Annotated in this window: 10 protein-coding genes; 4 read left to right on the top strand and 6 right to left on the bottom strand. The window is 67.8% G+C overall.

Annotation, left to right across the window (positions count from 1 at the left end; all coding sequences use genetic code 11):
• Positions 1–31: 31 nt before the first annotated feature.
• Positions 32–1,825 (top strand): AMP-dependent synthetase/ligase, encoded by a 1,794-nt coding sequence (locus tag ACIP5Y_RS13715; RefSeq protein WP_400350090.1) that lies wholly within the window; start codon positions 32–34, stop codon positions 1,823–1,825.
• On the opposite strand, the gene ACIP5Y_RS13710 is transcribed toward ACIP5Y_RS13715, so the two are convergent.
• Entirely contained in the window at positions 1,816–2,751 is a 936-nt protein-coding gene (locus tag ACIP5Y_RS13710) for a LysR family transcriptional regulator (RefSeq protein ID WP_400350089.1), read from the bottom strand. The genes ACIP5Y_RS13715 and ACIP5Y_RS13710 overlap by 10 nt on opposite strands.
• A gap of 78 nt (positions 2,752–2,829) precedes the next feature.
• Here ACIP5Y_RS13710 and ACIP5Y_RS13705 point away from each other — a divergent pair, with 78 nt between their 5' ends.
• The 3 genes from ACIP5Y_RS13705 (at position 2,830) to ACIP5Y_RS13695 (ending at position 6,652) form a co-directional block, all read left to right on the top strand.
• A complete protein-coding gene (locus tag ACIP5Y_RS13705) occupies positions 2,830–4,242 on the top strand; it encodes an MFS transporter (RefSeq protein ID WP_400350087.1) in 1,413 nt (470 codons plus the stop codon).
• 138 nt (positions 4,243–4,380) lie between these two features.
• A complete protein-coding gene (locus tag ACIP5Y_RS13700; RefSeq protein WP_400350085.1) occupies positions 4,381–5,904 on the top strand; it encodes a molybdopterin-dependent oxidoreductase in 1,524 nt (507 codons plus the stop codon).
• A 121-nt stretch (positions 5,905–6,025) separates the two neighbouring features.
• Positions 6,026–6,652, top strand: coding sequence for a Uma2 family endonuclease (locus ACIP5Y_RS13695; protein WP_400350084.1), 627 nt, complete (start codon positions 6,026–6,028; stop codon positions 6,650–6,652).
• A 108-nt stretch (positions 6,653–6,760) separates the two neighbouring features.
• On the opposite strand, the gene ACIP5Y_RS13690 is transcribed toward ACIP5Y_RS13695, so the two are convergent.
• From ACIP5Y_RS13690 to ACIP5Y_RS13670, 5 genes are all read right to left on the bottom strand, one after another.
• A complete protein-coding gene (locus ACIP5Y_RS13690) occupies positions 6,761–8,254 on the bottom strand; it encodes a DHA2 family efflux MFS transporter permease subunit (protein WP_400350082.1) in 1,494 nt (497 codons plus the stop codon).
• Between the two features lie 12 nt (positions 8,255–8,266).
• Positions 8,267–8,959: a PadR family transcriptional regulator gene (locus ACIP5Y_RS13685; RefSeq protein ID WP_400350080.1), complete on the bottom strand. Its 693-nt coding sequence runs from the start codon at positions 8,957–8,959 to the stop codon at positions 8,267–8,269.
• Complete coding sequence (locus tag ACIP5Y_RS13680; RefSeq protein ID WP_400350079.1) at positions 8,956–10,407, bottom strand: FUSC family protein; 1,452 nt, start codon at positions 10,405–10,407, stop codon at positions 8,956–8,958. The genes ACIP5Y_RS13685 and ACIP5Y_RS13680 overlap by 4 nt, the downstream gene beginning before the upstream one ends.
• 143 nt (positions 10,408–10,550) lie before the next feature.
• Positions 10,551–14,345 carry a multifunctional oxoglutarate decarboxylase/oxoglutarate dehydrogenase thiamine pyrophosphate-binding subunit/dihydrolipoyllysine-residue succinyltransferase subunit gene (locus ACIP5Y_RS13675; protein ID WP_400350077.1) on the bottom strand — a complete coding sequence of 1,265 codons (3,795 nt, stop codon included), beginning with the start codon at positions 14,343–14,345 and terminating at the stop codon, positions 10,551–10,553.
• Between the two features lie 112 nt (positions 14,346–14,457).
• Complete coding sequence (locus ACIP5Y_RS13670; protein WP_400350075.1) at positions 14,458–18,336, bottom strand: ABC transporter transmembrane domain-containing protein; 3,879 nt, start codon at positions 18,334–18,336, stop codon at positions 14,458–14,460.
• Between the last annotated feature and the right edge of the window lie 58 nt (positions 18,337–18,394).

The raw sequence follows: 18,394 nt of genomic DNA, 5'->3' as shown, positions 1-18,394 counted from the left end.
CCGCCAGTAAACCCACTGTGGAAGGGCAGCGATGCGAGAGTTCGAAGTCCCGGCTACCTACACCATCCCGGAGAACGCCAATATGTCGGACGGCGCGTTCCGGCATGCGGAGAAGACTCCCGACCTGGTGGTCTTCAATACCCCGGACGGTAAGGGCGGCTGGAACGATGTCACGGCGGCGGAATTCGCCGCGACAGTGACCGACGTGGCCAAGGGCCTGGTGGCCGCCGGCATCGAGCTCGGTGATCGCGTGGGCATCATGGCCGCCACCAGCTACGAGTGGGTCGTGCTGGACTTCGCCATCTGGGCCGCGGGCGGCTGCACCGTCGCCATCTTCGACAGCTCCTCGGCCGAGCAGGTGCGCTGGATCCTCTCCGACTCCGCCACCAAGCTCATCGTCGTCCAGAACGACAAGCACCGCGCCACCATCGCCGAAATCGAAGGCGGACTGGGTGCGCTGAACGAGGTGCTGCAGATCGACAAGGACGCCGTCGCCGCGCTCATCGCGCGCGGTAAGGACATCGACGAGAGCGTCATCCACGAGCGTCGCGCCCAGGTGAAGGCCGCGTCCCCGGCCACCCTCATCTACACCTCCGGCACCACCGGACGGCCCAAGGGCGTCATGCTCTCGCATGCCAACCTGTACGCGGAGTCGGCCGCCGACCGTTCGGCCATGCCCGAATTCCTGCAGCCCGGCCGCAAGACCCTGCTGTTCCTGCCGCTGGCCCACGTCTTCGCCCGCGCGGTCGCGCTGGCCGCCTTCGACGCCGGCGTCACCACCGCGCACTCCGCCGACTGGTCCACCCTGGTCGAGCAGTTCGGCGCCTACAAGCCCGATTTCATCCTCTCGGTGCCGCGCGTGTTCGAGAAGGTGTTCAACGGCGCCAAGCAGAAGGCGCACGACGACGGCAAGGGCAAGATCTTCGACTACGCCTCCGACATTGCCGTCCAGTACAGCGAATCGCTGCAGAACGGCGGGCCGAACATCCTGCTCAAGCTGCAGCACCTGGTCTTCGACAAGCTGGTCTACTCGAAGCTGCGCGAGGCCATGGGCGGCCGGTGCGCCTCCGCGGTCTCCGGCGGCGGCCCGCTGGGATCCCGCCTGGGCCACTACTTCCGCGGCGCCGGCGTCACCATCTACGAGGGCTACGGCCTCACCGAATCCACCGCCGCCGTCAGCGTGAACACCCCCAAGTTCATCAAGGTCGGCTCGGTCGGCCGCCCGCTGCCCGGCCACGGCGCCAAGGTCGCCGACGACGGCGAACTGCTCATCAAGGGCCCGGTCGTCTTCGCCGGCTACTGGAACAACCCGGAAGCCTCCGCCGACGCCTTCACCGAGGACGGCTGGTTCAAGACCGGCGACCTCGGCGCCCTCGACGACCAGGGCTTCATCTCCATCGTCGGCCGCAAGAAGGAAATCATCGTCACCGCCGGCGGCAAGAACGTCTCCCCGGCCATGCTCGAGGACTCGCTGCGCCAGAACCCGCTCATCAGCCAGGTCATGGTGGTCGGTGACGGACAGCCGTTCGTCGGCGCGCTCATCACCCTCGACCAAGAAGTGCTGCCGAAGTGGAAGGAACGCAACGGCATTCCGGCCGACACCCCGATCGAGCACCTCATCGAGAACCCGGCTCTGGTCGCGGAGATCAATGACGCCGTCGCCGGCACCAACAAGCTGGTGTCGCACGCCGAGGCGATCAAGAAGATCCGGATCCTGCCGGTCGACTGGACGCAGGAGGGCGGCGAGCTCACCCCGAAGCTGTCGCTCAAGCGCAATGTGGTGATGAAGGAATACGCGGCCGACGTGGACGCGATCTACTCCTGAGCCGAGTTCTGAAGGGCGTCAGTGCTTTCGGCACCGGCGCCCTTTTCCGTGCTCGCCCGGCGCGCGAAATGGTCGATGGCCATTTCCCGGAAACGCTGGGCGGCGATGGACAGGTAGGCGTCTTCCCTCCAGGCGATCCGGAGCAGACGCCGGGCATCCGGATCGTCGATGGGGACTCCGGTGATCTCCGGTCCCGCGATCGATCTGGCCATGGTGGGAAGCAGGACCACGCCGAGGCCGGTGGCCACCAGGGCGCGCAGTGAGGTCGGGTCGTCACCCTCGCAGGCGATGATGGGCCGGCGGCATACCTTGGCGCACAAGCGCTCCAGCAGGATGCGCTGCCAGTACTCCGGACCGGTCGTGAGGAATGGCTGTGCGGCCATTTCCGCGAGCGTCACGGACTGCCTCGAGGCCAGCGGGTGATCCAGTGAAACGCCAAGCAGTACTTGGTCGTTCATCAGTTCGAGTACCGAGAGCCCGGGTGCGGGCTGCTGCGAGAGCACACCGAAATCGATCTCTCCGGCGGCCAGCCGCTCCGCCATGACCGTAGCGGTGGACTGGAACAGCCGCACTCGGACACCGGGGTGAGCATGCAGGAATTCGGCGACCACGTCGCGGATGGACGTGACGTTTTCGGCGGCGATGGCGACCGATCCCTTGTCGAGTCCGGCCAGATCGGTCAGCTCCTGGCGCGCATCGTCGAGTTCGCCGAGTGCCCGTTCCACGCGGGCCAGGAAGGACGCGCCGAACCGGTTCAGCCGGATGCGTCGGCCTTGCCGGTCGAAAAGTGGTACGCCGAGCTCGTTTTCCAGCCGGGCGATGGTGCGGCTCAGCGAGGGTTGTGCCACCCGAAGCTGCTCGGCGACGCGGCTGATGCTCTCTTCACGCGCGACCATCCGGAAGTAGCGCAGCTGTAGCAAGTCCATGCTCATAACTCCAGAGGCATAGGAAGATAACTATTTTGGTCATGGAGTGCATGAGTTCGCAAGCCTAACGTCCAATGCATGACCACTCTCGCAACGCGGGTCCGGACCGAGACGGCGACAGTCGGCAATCCGTGGATCACGTTGGCCGCCATTGCCGGAGGCCAGTTCCTGGCTGTCCTGTCCACCACCGTCATCAGCGTCGCTCTCCCGACCATGACACGGGACCTGCACGCCGGCGCCACCGCCGCCGAATGGATCGTCAACGCCTATGTGCTGGTCTTCGCGAGTCTGCTCATGCTCGGCGGCGGGCTCGGCGACCGATATGGACGCAAGGGCATGTTCCTTTCCGGCTTGGTCATCTTCGCGGTCGGCGCACTCATCGCGGGGATCGCGCCGAGCATTCCGATACTGCTGGCGGGCAGGGTGATTCAGGGCATCGGCCCCGCCCTGCTGGTGCCGAGCAGCCTCGCCATCATCCGCAACACCTTTGCCGACGAGAAGCAACGCGCGACGGCGATCGGATTGTGGTCGACCAGTTCGGGGCTGGCCCTCGCGATCGGACCGGTAGTGGGCGGCGTCATCGTGAACGGCCCGGGCTGGCGCTGGGTGCTGCTCATCAATGTGCCGCTGGCGGCGCTGTTCTGCGTGGTCGCCACCATCGCGGTGCCCAGAGTGCCGCGCACCCCGGCGCGTGACCGATTCGACTGGCAGGGAGCGGCATTGACGATCACCGCGGTCGCGTCGCTGGCGTTCGGGCTGATCGAAGCACAGCACTACGGCTGGACATCGGGCTGGATTCTGGGTGCATTCGCCCTGGCGGCCGCCGCGCTGGCCGGGTTCGCGGGATGGGAACGGCGGCATGGCGATCCGCTGGTGGATATCACCCTGTTCCGGCATCCGAGCTTCGTGGTCGCCAATGTCGCCGGGATGGTGGCCTTCTTCTCGTTCGTCGGCCTGGTCGTGTACCTCAGTGCGTATTTCCAGCAGCTACAGGGACATTCGCCCATCCGCGCGGGCTTCGACGTATGCGCCATCGGCATCGCCTTCGCCTGTGCCGCACCCATCTCCGGCCGGTTGGTCGGCCGCTTCGGCGCGCGGCCGCCGATGGTCGCCGGATTGACGCTCGGCGGCCTCGCGGTGCTGGGACTGCTGACCCTGCAACGGGACACCGGCCTCGGCTCGATCTGGTGGCTGCTGGCCCTCGGCGGCTTCGGCATCGGACTCTGCCTGACCCCGATGACCGCCACCGCCGTGGCGGCGGTGGAACATCACTACGCCGGCATGGCCTCGTCGGTCCACAATGCGATGCGGCAGCTCGGCCAGGTGCTCGGCGTGGCGGTGCTGGGCGCGCTCGCCTATTCCGGTCCGGCCTTGGGCATCAGCGGCCTGCACCACGCCTTCCTGGTGGCCGGGTGCAGCCTGTTGGTGATGGCGGTCGTCGCGCTGGTCGCCCTGCGCGGCGATGATTCCCCGGCCCGGACCCCGTCCTAGCACTGGATGATCGACTCGACCGGTCGCGCGGAGCTGTGAACACCCTGCTCTGGTCCTGTGACCGGGAGTTTTGTGCCGTCACAGATCTGTCACTCTTCGATCCGGTCCACGGGACGATTCCGGCAGTAGGGTCGGTTCGTGGCCGATCGTGGAGTGCGGGTTGCGAGTGGCATCGCCGTGGGTGTCGTCGTCATCGGCGTCGCCGAGATAGTGTCCGTGCTGATCAGCCCGGACAGCACTCCGTTGCAGGCGGTCGGCGGGTGGATCATCGATCACACGCCCACCGGGTTCCGGGAATGGATCATCGGCCTCGTCGGCACCGACGACAAGTTGCTGTTGTTCATCTGCATGGGTGTGGTCGCGTTCCTGCTGTCCGCTCTCGCGGGTGCGGTGGAGCGGGCGCGCAGGCCCATCGGGTCGGCGTTGTTCGCGGTGTTCGGCGTGCTGTCGACGATCGCCGCCCTGACCCGGCCGGAATCCACCTGGACGTGGGCTTTCCCTTCGATACTGGGTGTGATCGCGGGAATTCTCCTGCTGCGCAGCCTGATCGAGCGGGCCGATCGCAGTTCGGACGTCACCGAATTCGCGGTCGAACGCCGGCAACTGCTGCGCGGCATAGCCATTGCGATCGTCGTCGGCGGTGGTGTGGGCCTGGTCGGCCGGGTGATCGGCCTGCGCTCCCGGTCGGTGGCCAATGAGCGCGCCGAGGTCACGCTGCCGCCGCCGGCCACTCCGGCCACGCCGGTGCCCGCGGGCGCCGATCTGCGGATTCCGGGTCTCTCTTCGTATCTCACGCCCAACTCCGATTTCTACCGGATCGATACCGAGCTGACCGTCCCGCAGGTCAGCAAGGACGACTGGTCGCTGCGCATCCACGGCATGGTGGATCGCGAAATCCATTTGAAGTACGGCGATCTCGCCGCCCGTCCCGCCCTCGAACGGCTGGTGACATTGACCTGCGTGTCGAATCCGGTCGGCGGTGATCTGGTCGGCAATGCCAGCTGGCTGGGTTATCGGCTGGACGATCTGCTGAAAGAGGCGGGCCCGCACCCGGATGCGGACATGGTGCTGTCGCGCAGTGTGGACGGTTTCACCGCGGGCAGCCCGCTGGCGGTGCTGCTCGACGGTCGCGACGCCATGCTGGCGGTCGGCATGAACGGTCAGCCGCTGCCCACCGAACACGGCTACCCCGCCCGCCTGGTGGTGCCCGGCCTCTACGGCTATGTGTCCGCCACCAAGTGGGTGACCGAGCTGGAGGTCACCAGATTCGATCGCGCACAGTCGTATTGGACCGAGCGCGGCTGGTCGCCGCAGGGCCCGATCAAGACCGAATGCCGCATCGACACGCCTCGCGCGCACGGCACCTACCCGGCCGGCAGCAAGCTCACCATCGCCGGTGTGGCGTGGGCGCAGCATCGCGGCATCAACGCCGTCGAGGTGCGGATCGATCAGGGGGAGTGGCAGCCCGCGCGGCTGGCCGCGGAACCGTCGATCGACACCTGGCGGCAGTGGGCATTCGACTGGGAGGCCACCGGATCCGGCGTGCACACGGTCTGGGTGCGGGCCACCGACGGCGCCGGCGTGGTGCAGACGGCGGATGTCGCGGACGTGGTTCCGGATGGCGCGTCGGGTTATCCGTCACTGACCGTTCGTGTCAGTTGAGTCGGATCGGCTGACACGCCGGGCAGGCAGCGGTAGAAGCAGTAAAAGTGCCGAACGGCCGTTTTGCCGACGGTCCCGGTCTACTATCGGCGCGGCAGTCGCCCACTCAGAGGGAGCGCGCATGTCCGGAGTACTCGAATGGGCGCGGGCGGAAAACCTGCAGCCCGAACCGATCACGCTCGACGTCTGGAAGAAGCTGCCCCGCGACTTCTGCCGTCTCGTCGAGGTGGTGAACGGTGACGTGGTGCGCGCCGAAGCGCCCGCGCAGCAGCATCGCACCGCGGCACAACGCATTGCCTCCATGCTCGAGGCGGGCGCCGGGGCGCATATGGAGCGATACAACGACGGCTGGCTGTATGTCGGCCTGGATCAGGACATCCTGCTGTGGGACGGACCGCGCGTCACCGTGCGCCGCCCCGATATCGCGCTGTTCTCCTGCGCGCCCGCGGATGTCGGCCCCATCCCCGCCGCGCGGGTGAAGATCGCCATCGAAGTGGTGTCCCCGGTGACCGAACGCGTCGACACCACCGACAAACAGGCCGAATACGCGCTGGCCGGAATCCCTTGGTACTGGCTGATCTATCTCGATCGGGACCGCGTGAGCGCCATCCAGACCCACGTCCTGGTCCTCGACCGCTACCGCCCGCACCGCCGGCTCACCCCCGTCGGCGCGGAGACCGTCATGGACATGCCCATCGAGATCCGCATCGACTGGACCCGCCTCTGGGGACTCGGCGTCGCGCACTGACGAGAGACGTCCGCGCGGTCGCCCACCCGCACCGGCAAAACGCCCGCCCGGGTGCCGACCCGGGCGGGCGTCCGCTTTTCAGCGGGAGTGGTTGCCGCGCAACCGGACTCAGTGCAGTGCGTTGGCCTTGGCCGGCGCGGCGTCCTGCTTACCGGCCGACTTGGCGTGACCCACGAACATGGCCGAGGCCGCGACACCGATGATCAGGATCAGTGCGGGCAGGTACATGGACTGGCTCAGCGCGGTGCTGATCTTCTCCAGGATGCCTGCCTTGACCTCCGGTGGCAGATGACTCAGCCCACCGGAACCGGTGCCCTCACCGATCGGCCCGCTCGGCAGGCCTTGCGCCGCAATGCGAGACGACATCAGCGCGCTGATCGCCGCCGAACCCAGCACCGAACCCACCTGCCGCGTCGTGTTGTACACGCCCGCGCCCGCACCGGCCTGCTGCACCGGCAGATTGTGGGTGGCCGTGGTGGCCAGCGGCGCCCAGATGCACGCGTTCGCGATACCCGCGATGCCGCCGATGATCAGGAACAGCGCGATCGACCCGTCCGGCTTCATCAGCTGCGCGAAACCGAACAGCGTCGCCGAGAACACCGCGAAACCGATGGTCGGCAGCACCCGCGGGGGCATCCGATCCGAGATCTTGCCGATGAACGGCGCGAACACACCGGTCAGGATGGCCATCGGCGCGAACACCAGCGCCGATCGCGTCGGCGACATGTCCCGCACCTGCTGCAGGTAGAAGTAGGCGGGCACGAACACGCCGGTCACCGCCGCGCCCATGGCCGCGATGGCCAGGTTGGAGGCCGCGAAGTTGCGGTCCTTGAACAGGCTCAGCGGCACCAGCGGCTCACCCTTGTTGCGCGCCTGATTGACCACGAACAGACCCAGCACCACCACGCCGGCCGCGATCATGCCCCAGATCCAGGTATCCCAATGGTGGGTATTGCCCTCCTGGATGCCGAACACCAGCAGGAACATGCCGATACCGGACAGCGCCACACCCACGAAGTCGAACTTGTGCCGATGCGTCGGCAGGGCCGGAACCAGCCAGGCGGCCAGCCCGAACGCGATGATGCCGATCGGCACGTTCACGTAGAAGATCCACTGCCAGCCCTTCCAGTCCACCAGCACGCCGCCCAGGATCGGGCCGACGAGGGTGGCCAGGCCGGCCACGCCGCCCCACAGGCCCATGGCCGCGCCGCGCTTGTCCGGCGGGAAGGTGCGGGTGATGACGGCCATGGTCTGCGGCGTCATCAGCGCCGCGCCCAGGCCCTGCACGGCGCGGGCCGCGATCAGCATGTTGATGCTGGTCGATTCCGCACACCACAGCGAGGCCAGGGTGAAGACGATCAGGCCGCCCAGGTAGATGTTCTTGGGGCCGAAGCGGTCACCGAGCCGGCCGGTCACCAGCAGCGGGACCGCGTAGGCCAGCAGGTAGGCGGAGGTCACCCAGATGACCTGGGAGACGTCCGCGTGCAGATCCTTCATGATCGCCGGGTTGGCCACCGCGACGATGGTCATGTCCAGCAGGATCATGAAGAATCCGACGACCAGCGCGTACAGCGCCAGCCATGGATTGCGTTGTGTGGACATGGATTCGGTTTCCTATCTCGGGTGGTCGGTGCGGACCCGGGCGAGGTCCTCGTCGGTGAGCGCCGCGCCCCAGTCGTGGCCCATGCCTTCCTCGGGGCAGCGGATGCGGTCACCGGTGTGTGGATCGATGTCTTCCCACTCCAGCTCGCCGGAGCCCAGTTCGGCGATGAAGCCGCGCAGCCAGGCGACTTCGGCATCGGTGATGTGGCGGATGAAGTCGAGGTTCGTCCAGTACCTGCGTGGTACTTGTCGGTTCGCCGCCCACTCGTGCAATGCGGTGAGTTCGGTGAGCCGGCCCTCCAGCCAGGTGATGCGCTCGGTCAGCAGCGCGATCACTTCGTCTCTGGGCAGATTGTGCGCTTCGGCCAAGGCGACCGGGAAGATCGGGTACTCGTTCACCGGCTCTCGCAGGATTTCCGCCACCCTGCTGCGCAATGCCTGGCTACCAGCGGTTTCGATCCGGTATGTGGTGCGTTCCGGCCGGTTGCCGGCCCGATCGGTGCCCTCGGCCACGACCAGTTCCTGCTCTGCCAGCCGGGTCACGGTGTGGTAGAGCGAGCCGGGTCTGATCTTGATGATTTCGTCTTCGTGGCGGCTCGAGAGCAGTTGATACATCTCGTACGGATGCATGGGGCGTTCCTCCAGCAGAGCGAGTACCGCGATCGCCAGAGACGTCAACGCCGGTACCGCCTGCTTACGGGTCACTGTGAACCTCCATCATCCGCACCAAATATTCCACGTGGAATATACGACGCGGAAGTCTCGGCGGGCAAGTGTGTTTCTTCCTGCTCCGGGGCGATGGCCGTCACACCCATCGGCACCGCCTCCGCGGCCGTGAGGAGGGTGTGGCCGTCGTGCAATAGCTCCGCGTGCGCCGCCCAACGCGAGTGCATCCAGCGGGCATCGTCGTGGGCGCAATCGATGCCCGCGTTCTCGTAACCCTTCAGATCGAAACGCAGCTTGTCGCACAACAACCGGCCGCGCGCGTTCATCGGTTCGTGCAGGGCCGCCAGCAACTCCCGGGCGGTCGTTTGCATCCGCTGCTGCTCGGAATACAAGGTGCGCCGATGTGCGCGCGGCGCAACGACACTCAGCGCGATGACGGCGACGATCACACCGATCATGGTCTCCAGGAACCGATCCCGGATCATGGGCCCGGCGCCGCCCTTACCGGCGCCCGCCCCGCCCGCGAAAAGCGCTGTCGGCGTGATGAAGAAGACCGCGATCGCATAGTTCGACCCGACGAACAATTCGATCGCGAACATGAGCCCCGCTACCAGCGCCACCAGCCAGTAACCGGACGGCGACAACTGATACAGCCCCGCGAAGAACACCAGCCCGGCCACCGTGCCCGCGAACCGGTGAATCGCCCGCGCCCGCCCACCCGTCCGATGCGGGCCCTGCGCCAGCACCACCAGCGCGGTCAGCATCGCCCAATACGGATGCAGCCAATGCAGCGATACCGCGATGCCGCCCGCTATCGCACAGGCAATACCCACCCGCAGTGTGGTCGTCACCGCATGCGACCGCGCCGACCACGACCGCCGCAACCGCCGCCACACCGCGGGCACCCGCGGCCCCGTCATCCGATCACCCCGCGCGTAATCGATGCCCGCGCTGATCGACGTCACCACGACCGCCCCCGTCACACCGAGCGCCGCACACCCCACGATCGTCGCGGGCGCGACCCCGGCCTTCGCCGCGGCCATCCCGCCGCCGCAGGTCATCATGAAGAACAGCGCCCCCGGCGGCCCCGGCCGTGTCGCATTGATCCCGTACACCGCGGCCATCGCGACCACCGTCAGGACGACGACCGTGACCACCCCGTCCCCGGCCCGCCCGCCCATCACCTTCCCGAGCAACGCTCCCGTCCCGGTGCAGGCGAGCAACCCGATCCCCGCCGCCGCCACCGACCCCGTCCGGGTCCGCACCGGCCGCCCGTCCCCGTACATCACCGCGAACGCCCCGAACGCCGCGAACATCGCATACCGCGAATGCCCCGCCGCCACCAGCATTCCCGCCGGAATCGCGAACGCCGCCGCCGACCGCACCCCGGACCGCCACCGATGCCACACCGGCCCCAGCGTGAACAACAGCGAACGCAGACGAGTGGGCGGCGGAGCCTGGCGCGGCGCGAGCGGAACGGAAGTCATCCCACCATTCCAGCACTCACCCGGCAACCGGCCTGTGCGGGGGGATACGCGCCGCCCCGACCGCTCGGCCCGAAAGAATTCCGGAAACGGCGCGAGGCCGGAACTCGGTGAGAGTTCCGGCCTCGCGGCGGTTTCGGGGGAGACTACGCGGTGGGGGCGAAGGCTTCCTCGATGATCTCGGCCTGCTCGACGGCGTGCACCTTGGAGGAACCCGAGGACGGGGCCGACATGGCGCGACGCGAGATGCGGCGCAGCTTGCCGAACCGGGCCGGGAGGATCTCCGGGAGGTTCAGGCCGAAGAACGGCCACGCGCCCTGGTTGGCGGGCTCTTCCTGGACCCAGACGAGGTCGGTGGCGTTGGCGTAGCCCTCCAGCGCCTCGTTCAGGCGGAACTTCGGGATCGGGTACAGCTGCTCGACGCGCACGATGGCCACGTCGTCGCGGTTGTGCTTGTTCTTCTCGGCGACCAGCTCGTAGTAGATCTTGCCGGAAGTCAGCAGCACCCGCTTGACCTTGGAACGGTCACCGTTGCCCGACTCGTAGGTCGGCTCTTCCAGGACCGTACGGAACTTGTTGTCCGTGAAGTCCTCGACCTCCGACACCACGGCCTTGTTGCGCAGCATGGACTTCGGCGTGAAGACCACCAGCGGGCGGCGGATGCCGTCCAGCGCATGCCGGCGCAGCAGGTGGAAGTAGTTCGACGGGGTGGACGGAACCGCCACCGTCATCGAACCCTCGGCACACAGCTGCAGGAACCGCTCGATACGACCCGAAGTGTGGTCCGGGCCCTGCCCCTCGTGACCGTGCGGCAGCATCAGCACGACCTCGGAGAGCTGACCCCACTTGGCCTCACCCGAGGAGATGAACTCGTCGATGATGGACTGCGCGCCGTTGACGAAATCGCCGAACTGCGCCTCCCACAACACGAGTGCGTCCGGGTTGCCCAGCGAGTAGCCGTATTCGAAACCGACAGCGGCATATTCGGACAGCGCCGAATCGTGCACCGCGAACCAGCCCGGGCTCTTGGACCCGATGTTGTGCAGCGGCGTGTACTCGTCACCGGTCTTGCGGTCGATGATGACCGAATGCCGCTGCGAGAAGGTGCCGCGGCGCGAGTCCTGACCGGTCAGGCGCACCGCCTTGCCCTCGTCGATCAGCGTGCCGAAGGCCAGCAACTCGGCCATGGCCCAGTCGACCTTGCCCTCGTACGCCATCTCGCGGCGCCGCTCCATGACCGGCTTGACGCGCGGGTGCACGGTGAAGCCCTCGGGCACGTTCACGAACGAGTCGCCGATCCGCTGCAGCACCGTCTTGTCCACGGAGGTAACGAGATTCGCGGGCAGCTGCTGCTCGTCCTCGACCGACTCGGAGGGCTCCGGCGGGAACTTCTCCAGCTCGCGCACCTCGTTGAAGATCCGCTCCAGCTGACCCTGGTAGTCGCGCAGGGCGTCTTCGGCTTCCTTCAGCGAGATATCGCCACGGCCGATCAGGCTCTCGGTGTACGCCTTGCGGACCGAGCGCTTGGTATCGATGACGTCGTACATGTACGGCTGGGTCATCGACGGGTCGTCGCCCTCGTTGTGGCCGCGGCGGCGGTAGCAGATCATGTCGATCACCACGTCGCGGTGGAACCGCTGGCGGTAGTCGACGGCGATCTTCGCCACCCACACACAGGCTTCCGGGTCGTCGCCGTTCACGTGGAAGATCGGCGCGCCGATGAACTTCGCGATATCCGTGGAGTATTCGGTGGAACGCGAGTACTCCGGCGCGGTGGTGAAGCCGATCTGGTTGTTCACCACGATGTGCACGGTGCCGCCGGTGCGGTAGCCGCGCAGACCCGACAGGTTCAGCGTCTCCGCGACGACACCCTGACCGGCGAAGGCCGCGTCACCGTGCATCATGAGCGGCACGACCGAGAAGTTGCGCGCCTCTTCACCCTTGGTGACGATGTCTTCCTTGGTGAGCAGGTCCTGCTTGGCGCGAACCAGACCCTCCAGCACCGGGTCGACGGCCTCCAGGTGCGAGGGGTTGGCGGTCAGCGAGACCTCGATCTCGTTGTCGCCGAACATCTGCAGGTAGGTGCCGCGCGCGCCGAGGTGGTACTTCACGTCGCCGGAGCCGTGGGTGGCCGCCGGGTTCATGTTGCCCTCGAACTCGGTGAAGATCTTCGAGTACGGCTTGCCGACGATGTTCGCCAGCACGTTCAGGCGACCGCGGTGCGGCATGCCGATGACGACCTCGTCCAGCGCGTACTCGGCGCACTGGTCGATGACGCCGTCCATCATCGGGATGACGGCTTCCGCGCCCTCCAGCGAGAAGCGCTTCTGGCCGACGTACTTGGTGGCCAGGAAGGTCTCGAACGCCTCGGCCGCATTGAGCCGGGACATGATGTACTTCTGCTCGGCCACAGTGGGTTTCGCGTGCTTCTGCTCCACGCGATCCTGAATCCACTTGAGCTGCTCGGTATCCAGGATGTGGGTGTACTCGACACCCACGTGCCGGCAGTAGGCGTCGCGCAGCACGGACAGCACGTCGCGCAGCTTCATGCGCTCCTGGCCGTGGAAGCCCGCGACATTGAATTCGCGGTCCAGGTCCCACAGGGTCAGGCCGTGCTGGGTGACATCCAGGTCCGGGTGCGAGCGGAACTTGTCCTTCACCAGCCGCAGCGGGTCGGTGTCGGCCATCAGGTGACCGCGGTTGCGGTACGCCGCAATGAGTTCCTGGACGCGGACGCTCTTGTCGACGCCGCGCTCCTTGATGTCCTTGCGCCAGCGGACCGGCTCGTAGGGGACACCCATGCCGTGGAAGATCTCGTCGAAGAACTCGTCGGAGATCAGCAGGTTGTGGATGGTGCGCAGGAAGTCACCGGACTCCGCACCCTGAATGATGCGATGGTCGTAGGTGGAGGTGAGCGTCATCAGCTTGCCGATACCGATATTGGCCAGCTGCTCGTCGCTCATGCCCTGGAACTCGGCCGGGTACTCCATCGCGCCCGCGCCGATGATGGCGCCCTGCCCCTGCATGAGGCGCGGCACCGAATGGTTGGTGCCGATGGTGCCGGGGTTGGTCAGCGAGATGGTGACACCGGCGAAGTCGTCGGCGGTGAGCTTGCCGTCGCGGGCACGGCGCACGATGTCCTCGTACGCATTGTGGAACTGCGCGAAGGTCATGTCCTCGGTGTTCTTGATGGCCGCGACCACGAGCGAACGGTTGCCGTCCTTGCCCGGAAGATCGATGGCCAGACCGAGATTGGTGTGCGCCGGGGTCACCGAGTTCGGCTTGCCGTCGATCTCGGCGAAGTGCCGGTTCATGTTCGGGAACGGCTTGATCGCCTGCACGATGGCGTAGCCCAGCAGGTGGGTGAAGGAGATCTTGCCGCCGCGGGTACGGGCCAGGTGGTTGTTGATGACCAGCCGGTTGTCGATCATCAGCTTGGCCGGAATGGCGCGCACGGAGGTGGCGGTCGGGATGGCCAGCGACGCCGACATGTTCTTCACGACGGCGGCGGCGGGCCCGCGCAGCACCTTGGTCTCGTCGGTGGCGGCCGGCTTCGGGCCACCCGAGGTGGGGGCCGCGTTGGAGGCGGGGGCCGGGGTGGTCTGCGGGGCACGCACCTGCGCGGGGGCCGGAGCCGGTGCCGGGGCGGGCGCGGCGGCGACGGGGGCGGGTGCGGGCCGGACGACCGGAGCGGGGGTGGGGGCGGGGGCTTGGTTCGTTGCGGAGACAGAAGACCCGGCGGCAGCAGCGGGAGCAGCGGCGGACTGGCTGTTGTTGCCAGTCGCGTCGGAGTTCTCCGGCGTGTAGTCCGCGAGGAACTCGTGCCAGCTCTCATCGACGGACGAGGGGTCTTGCTTGTACTTCTGGTACATCTCGTCAACGAGCCACTGGTTCTGTCCGAACTGGGATGTTGAGCTGCTCACAGCAGGTGTTCGCCTCATTTCGTTCTTCGCGCTGCGACGTTTGTGACGTGCCCGGCACGGGTAATCGGCGGATGCGCGCCGATGCGCCCCCTCTGAGGATATGCCCACCCCTCTTCACCTATGGGCATGGCTACCACCGAGCGGACACATTCTCTCGTGACGACTCGTCCTCGGCCGAGAATATTCCTTCCGTTGCCCGCGCCGCAGCCCACAGCCGGTCATAGGCGCCGCGCGCCGATAGCAGTTCTTCATGAGTGCCGATTTCGGTGATCTCACCGTGTTCCACGACCGCGATCCGGTCGGCCTGCGCGGCCGTGGCCAGGCGGTGCGCGACGATTACCGAGGTCCGGCCGCGTGTCACGGATTCGCTCGCGACCAGCACCGATGCCTCGGCGGCCGGATCGAGCACGGCCGTGGCCTCGTCGAGCAGCAGCAGATCCGGGTGCACGAGTTCGGCGCGGGCCAGTGCAATGAGCTGCCGCTGCCCGGCGGACAGGCCGCGGCCGCGTTCACCCACGGGTTGCCGCATTCCCAGCGGTAGCGCCTGGATTGTCGGCAGCGCGCCGACCGCCGCGGCGGCCGCTTCGATCTCCGCCGGGGTGGCAAATGGTTTGCCGAATGCAATGTTGCTCGCGATGTCGCCGGTGAACAGGTGAGCTTCCTGAGGTACGACGCCCAGCCGGGAGCGGAACTCCGCGAGCCGGTAGTCGCGAATATCGACGCCGTCGACGGTGATCGTCCCGGTATATGCCTGGGTGTGGGCGGATTCATGTGATTCCGCTATTGGGAGCAGTTCGACATTGTCCGGTTTTTCGTGATTCCCCTCACGTGCAACAGGTTCCTGCCGCGGCATGTCGTACAGCCGGGCCAGCAGCTTCACGATGGTCGACTTGCCCGCACCGGTCGCACCGACCAGCGCCAGGCTGGAACCGGCCGGGATGCGCAGGCTCACTCCGTCGAGGGCGGGTTCGATCGCACCCTGATACCGGAAGCGCACGTTGTCGAAGACCACCTCGCCGCGCAGCCGGCCGTCGATGACCGCGGGCTGTTCCGGGTCCGGGGAGATGGACGACGGCGTGCGCAGCAGTTCCCCGATGCGCCGCAGGCCGACGCGCGCCTGCTGATATCCGTCGAACAACTGCGACAGCTGCTGGATGGGCCCGAACAGCAGCTGCAGGTACAGCACGAAGGCGACCAGGGTGCCCGGAGTGGTGCTGTGATGCGCGACCGCCCACGCCCCGACGAATACGACGGCGGCCAGCGACAGATCGGCCCAGACGCCCACCGAGGCGAAGAACAGGGCGATGGCGCGCTGCGCCCGCATGCGGCTGACCCGGTACCGGTCGGAGAACTCCGCGAACCGCCGGGCCGCGCGCTGCTCGTGCCGATTCGCCTGCACCACACGCAGTCCCGCGACATTCTCGGCGAAGTCGGCGTTCACCGTGGCCGCGCGCTCGCGCGCCTGGCTGTAGGCGGAATCCGACACCTTGCTGAACCACCAGGTGCCCACCGTGAGCAGCGGCAGCGAAACCAGCACCACCAGCGCCAGTTTGGCGTCGATCACCAGCAGGGCGACCGCGATGCCGGACACGGTGATGAGACTGACCAGGGCGTCGGGCACACCGGTCTGCAGGAAGGTGGACAGCGCGTCGATGTCCGTGGTCATCCGGGTCATGATCTTGCCGGACAGTTCGCGCTCGTAGAAGTCGAGTCCGAGCCGCTGCAGATGCGCGTAGCTGCGCACCCGCAGCCCGTACAGGATGCGTTCCCCGGCCCGGTTGCTCCACAGCACCGAGACCGCCGACACCAGCCAGCCCAGCACCACGACGACCGCGCCGATCACGGTCGCCCGGGTGAGCGCCCACCCGTCGTGCCGGGTCACCCCGGCATCGATGGCGTACCGCACGATGGACGGGAACACCACGCCCGCAACGGCACTCAGCGCCAGCAGCAGCATGGTCCCCGCCACCAGCCACTTCACCAACCCCAGTGCCCGCCGCAACCGGAACCCCGGATCCGGCTGCCGCAGTTCGGCATAGGCCAGCCCGGGCTGCTCCGCGGCCGGCGGCAGATCGCCGAGCACCCGCCGAACCTCCTCGGGCGTATCCCGATCCGGCTCGTCCAGCACATCCGTCATGGCCGCCGGCTGCGCATCTCGCGCTGCCGCCGGCTGCGCATGCGGCCCTGCTGCGGGCTGTCTTTCGCGTGTTGCCGCGGGCAGCCCGTCGCGCCCTGCTGCGAGCTGTGCGTCGCGGCCTGCGTCGCGCTCTGCCGCGGCGAGCCCCTCGGGTAGTGCCGCGGGCAGCTCCTCGCGCATGGCTGCGGGCAGCGATCGTGCCGCGTCCGCGGTGAGCGCGGCTTCTTCCGTCGCGAGTGCGCGGGCGTCCAGCGTGAGCACGCTCTCGCCGGGGCCGGAAGCCGGTGCGGGGAGCCGGATCACGCGATCGGCGTGCGCGAGGGTGGATTCGCGGTGCGCCAGGATGAGGGTGGTGCGGCCGGTGTCGGCGGGGAGGGCGCGGAAGATGGCGGCCTCGGTGACGGCGTCCACGGCGGAGGTGGCGTCGTCGAGGATGAGGATGCGGGGATCGGCCAGCAGCGCTCGCGCCAGGGCGATGCGCTGGCGCTGACCGCCCGAAAGGGTCAGTCCGCGTTCGCCGACCACGGTGTCGTAGCCGTCGGGCAGGGCCTTGATGAAATCGTCGGCCGCGGCCTGTTCGGCGGCGGCCCGGATCTCGGACTCGGTGGACTCCGGGCGCGCCAGCGCGATATTGGCGGAGATGGTGTCCGACAACAGGAACGCCTCGTCGAAGACCACGCTGATGGCCGCGCGCAGGTCCGCGGCGCGCAGATCGGCGATATCGGTGTGGGAACCGTTGCCGTACAGGGCGATCCGGCCCGCATCGGGGGCATAGAAGCGGGGCAGCAGCAACGACAGCGTCGACTTGCCGGACCCGGCGGGGCCGATGATCGCGACCGTCTCGCCCGGGGCGATGTTCAGGTCGAAGTCGTGCAGTACCGGGCGGCCGGGCTCGAATCCGAAGGTGAGCGAGTCGATATCGATGCCGAGCGGCCCGGTGGGCAGCGCGACCGGTTGCTCCGGATCGGTGCGTTCGGGCGCGCTGTCGATGACCTGATGCACGCGTTCGGCGGCGGCGCGGGTCAGCTGCGCCATGACCACCACGTACGAGACGATGCGGGTGGAGTTGGTCATGGTGCTGACGTAGGCGGTGAAGGCCAGGAAGGTGCCCAGCCCGATGGCGCCGTGCAGGGCCAGCAGCCCGCCCGCCGCGATGACGGCGACCAGTCCGGCCTGCGGCACGGTGGCCAGGGTGGGGCTGAAGCGGGCGTCGATGCGGGCCGCGCGCATGCGCTCGGCGAAGAGCTTGCGGCCGTGCCGTTCCAGCACGTCGACCATGCGGGCCTCCTGCCCGAAGCCCTTCACCACGCGCACGCCGGTGACGGTCTCCTCGACGTGCTGGGCCAGATCGGCGGCGCTCTGCTGTGCCGACCAGGTGGCCGCGTACAGCCGCGGCCGCACCCGGTAGACGACGACGGCCAGCACCGGCACCACGAGCAGCGCGGCCAGCGCCAAAGGCGGTGAGAGCCACAGCATCACGCCGGCGGCCAGGACGAATTGCAGTGCGGCGACCAGGGACCAGGGACCCATGGACAGCAGTCCCTGCACGAGGGTCAGATCGCTGATGGATCGCGAGATCACCTGCCCGGTGCGCAGGGTGTCCTGGCCGGGTCCGTCGAGGCGTTGCAGGGCGCCCAGTAGATCGATGCGCAGTTCGTGCTGCACGTCCAGGGCGAGGCGCCCGGCGATCATGCGACGGGCGAAGGAGGCCAGGAAGCGGCCGGCGGCGAGCAGGATCAGCAGCACGGCCATGGCGGCGATGATGCCGGTGTCGCCGGCGGTCGCGCCGTCCAAGGCGCGCTTGGCCAGCAGCGGGCCGGTCACTTCGACGACCGCGCCCAGCACCACGGCGGCGGCGATGCCCGCCAGCATCCACGGGTGTTCCCTACAGCGCTCCCACAATCGGCGAAGCCAGCCGGACCCCTCTTTT

The sequence above is a fragment of the Nocardia sp. NPDC088792 genome, from assembly GCF_044750615.1.
GTDB lineage: Bacteria > Actinomycetota > Actinomycetes > Mycobacteriales > Mycobacteriaceae > Nocardia.
The sequence above is the reverse complement of the archived record's forward strand: the minus strand, read 5'-3'. Positions and strand labels throughout refer to the sequence as shown.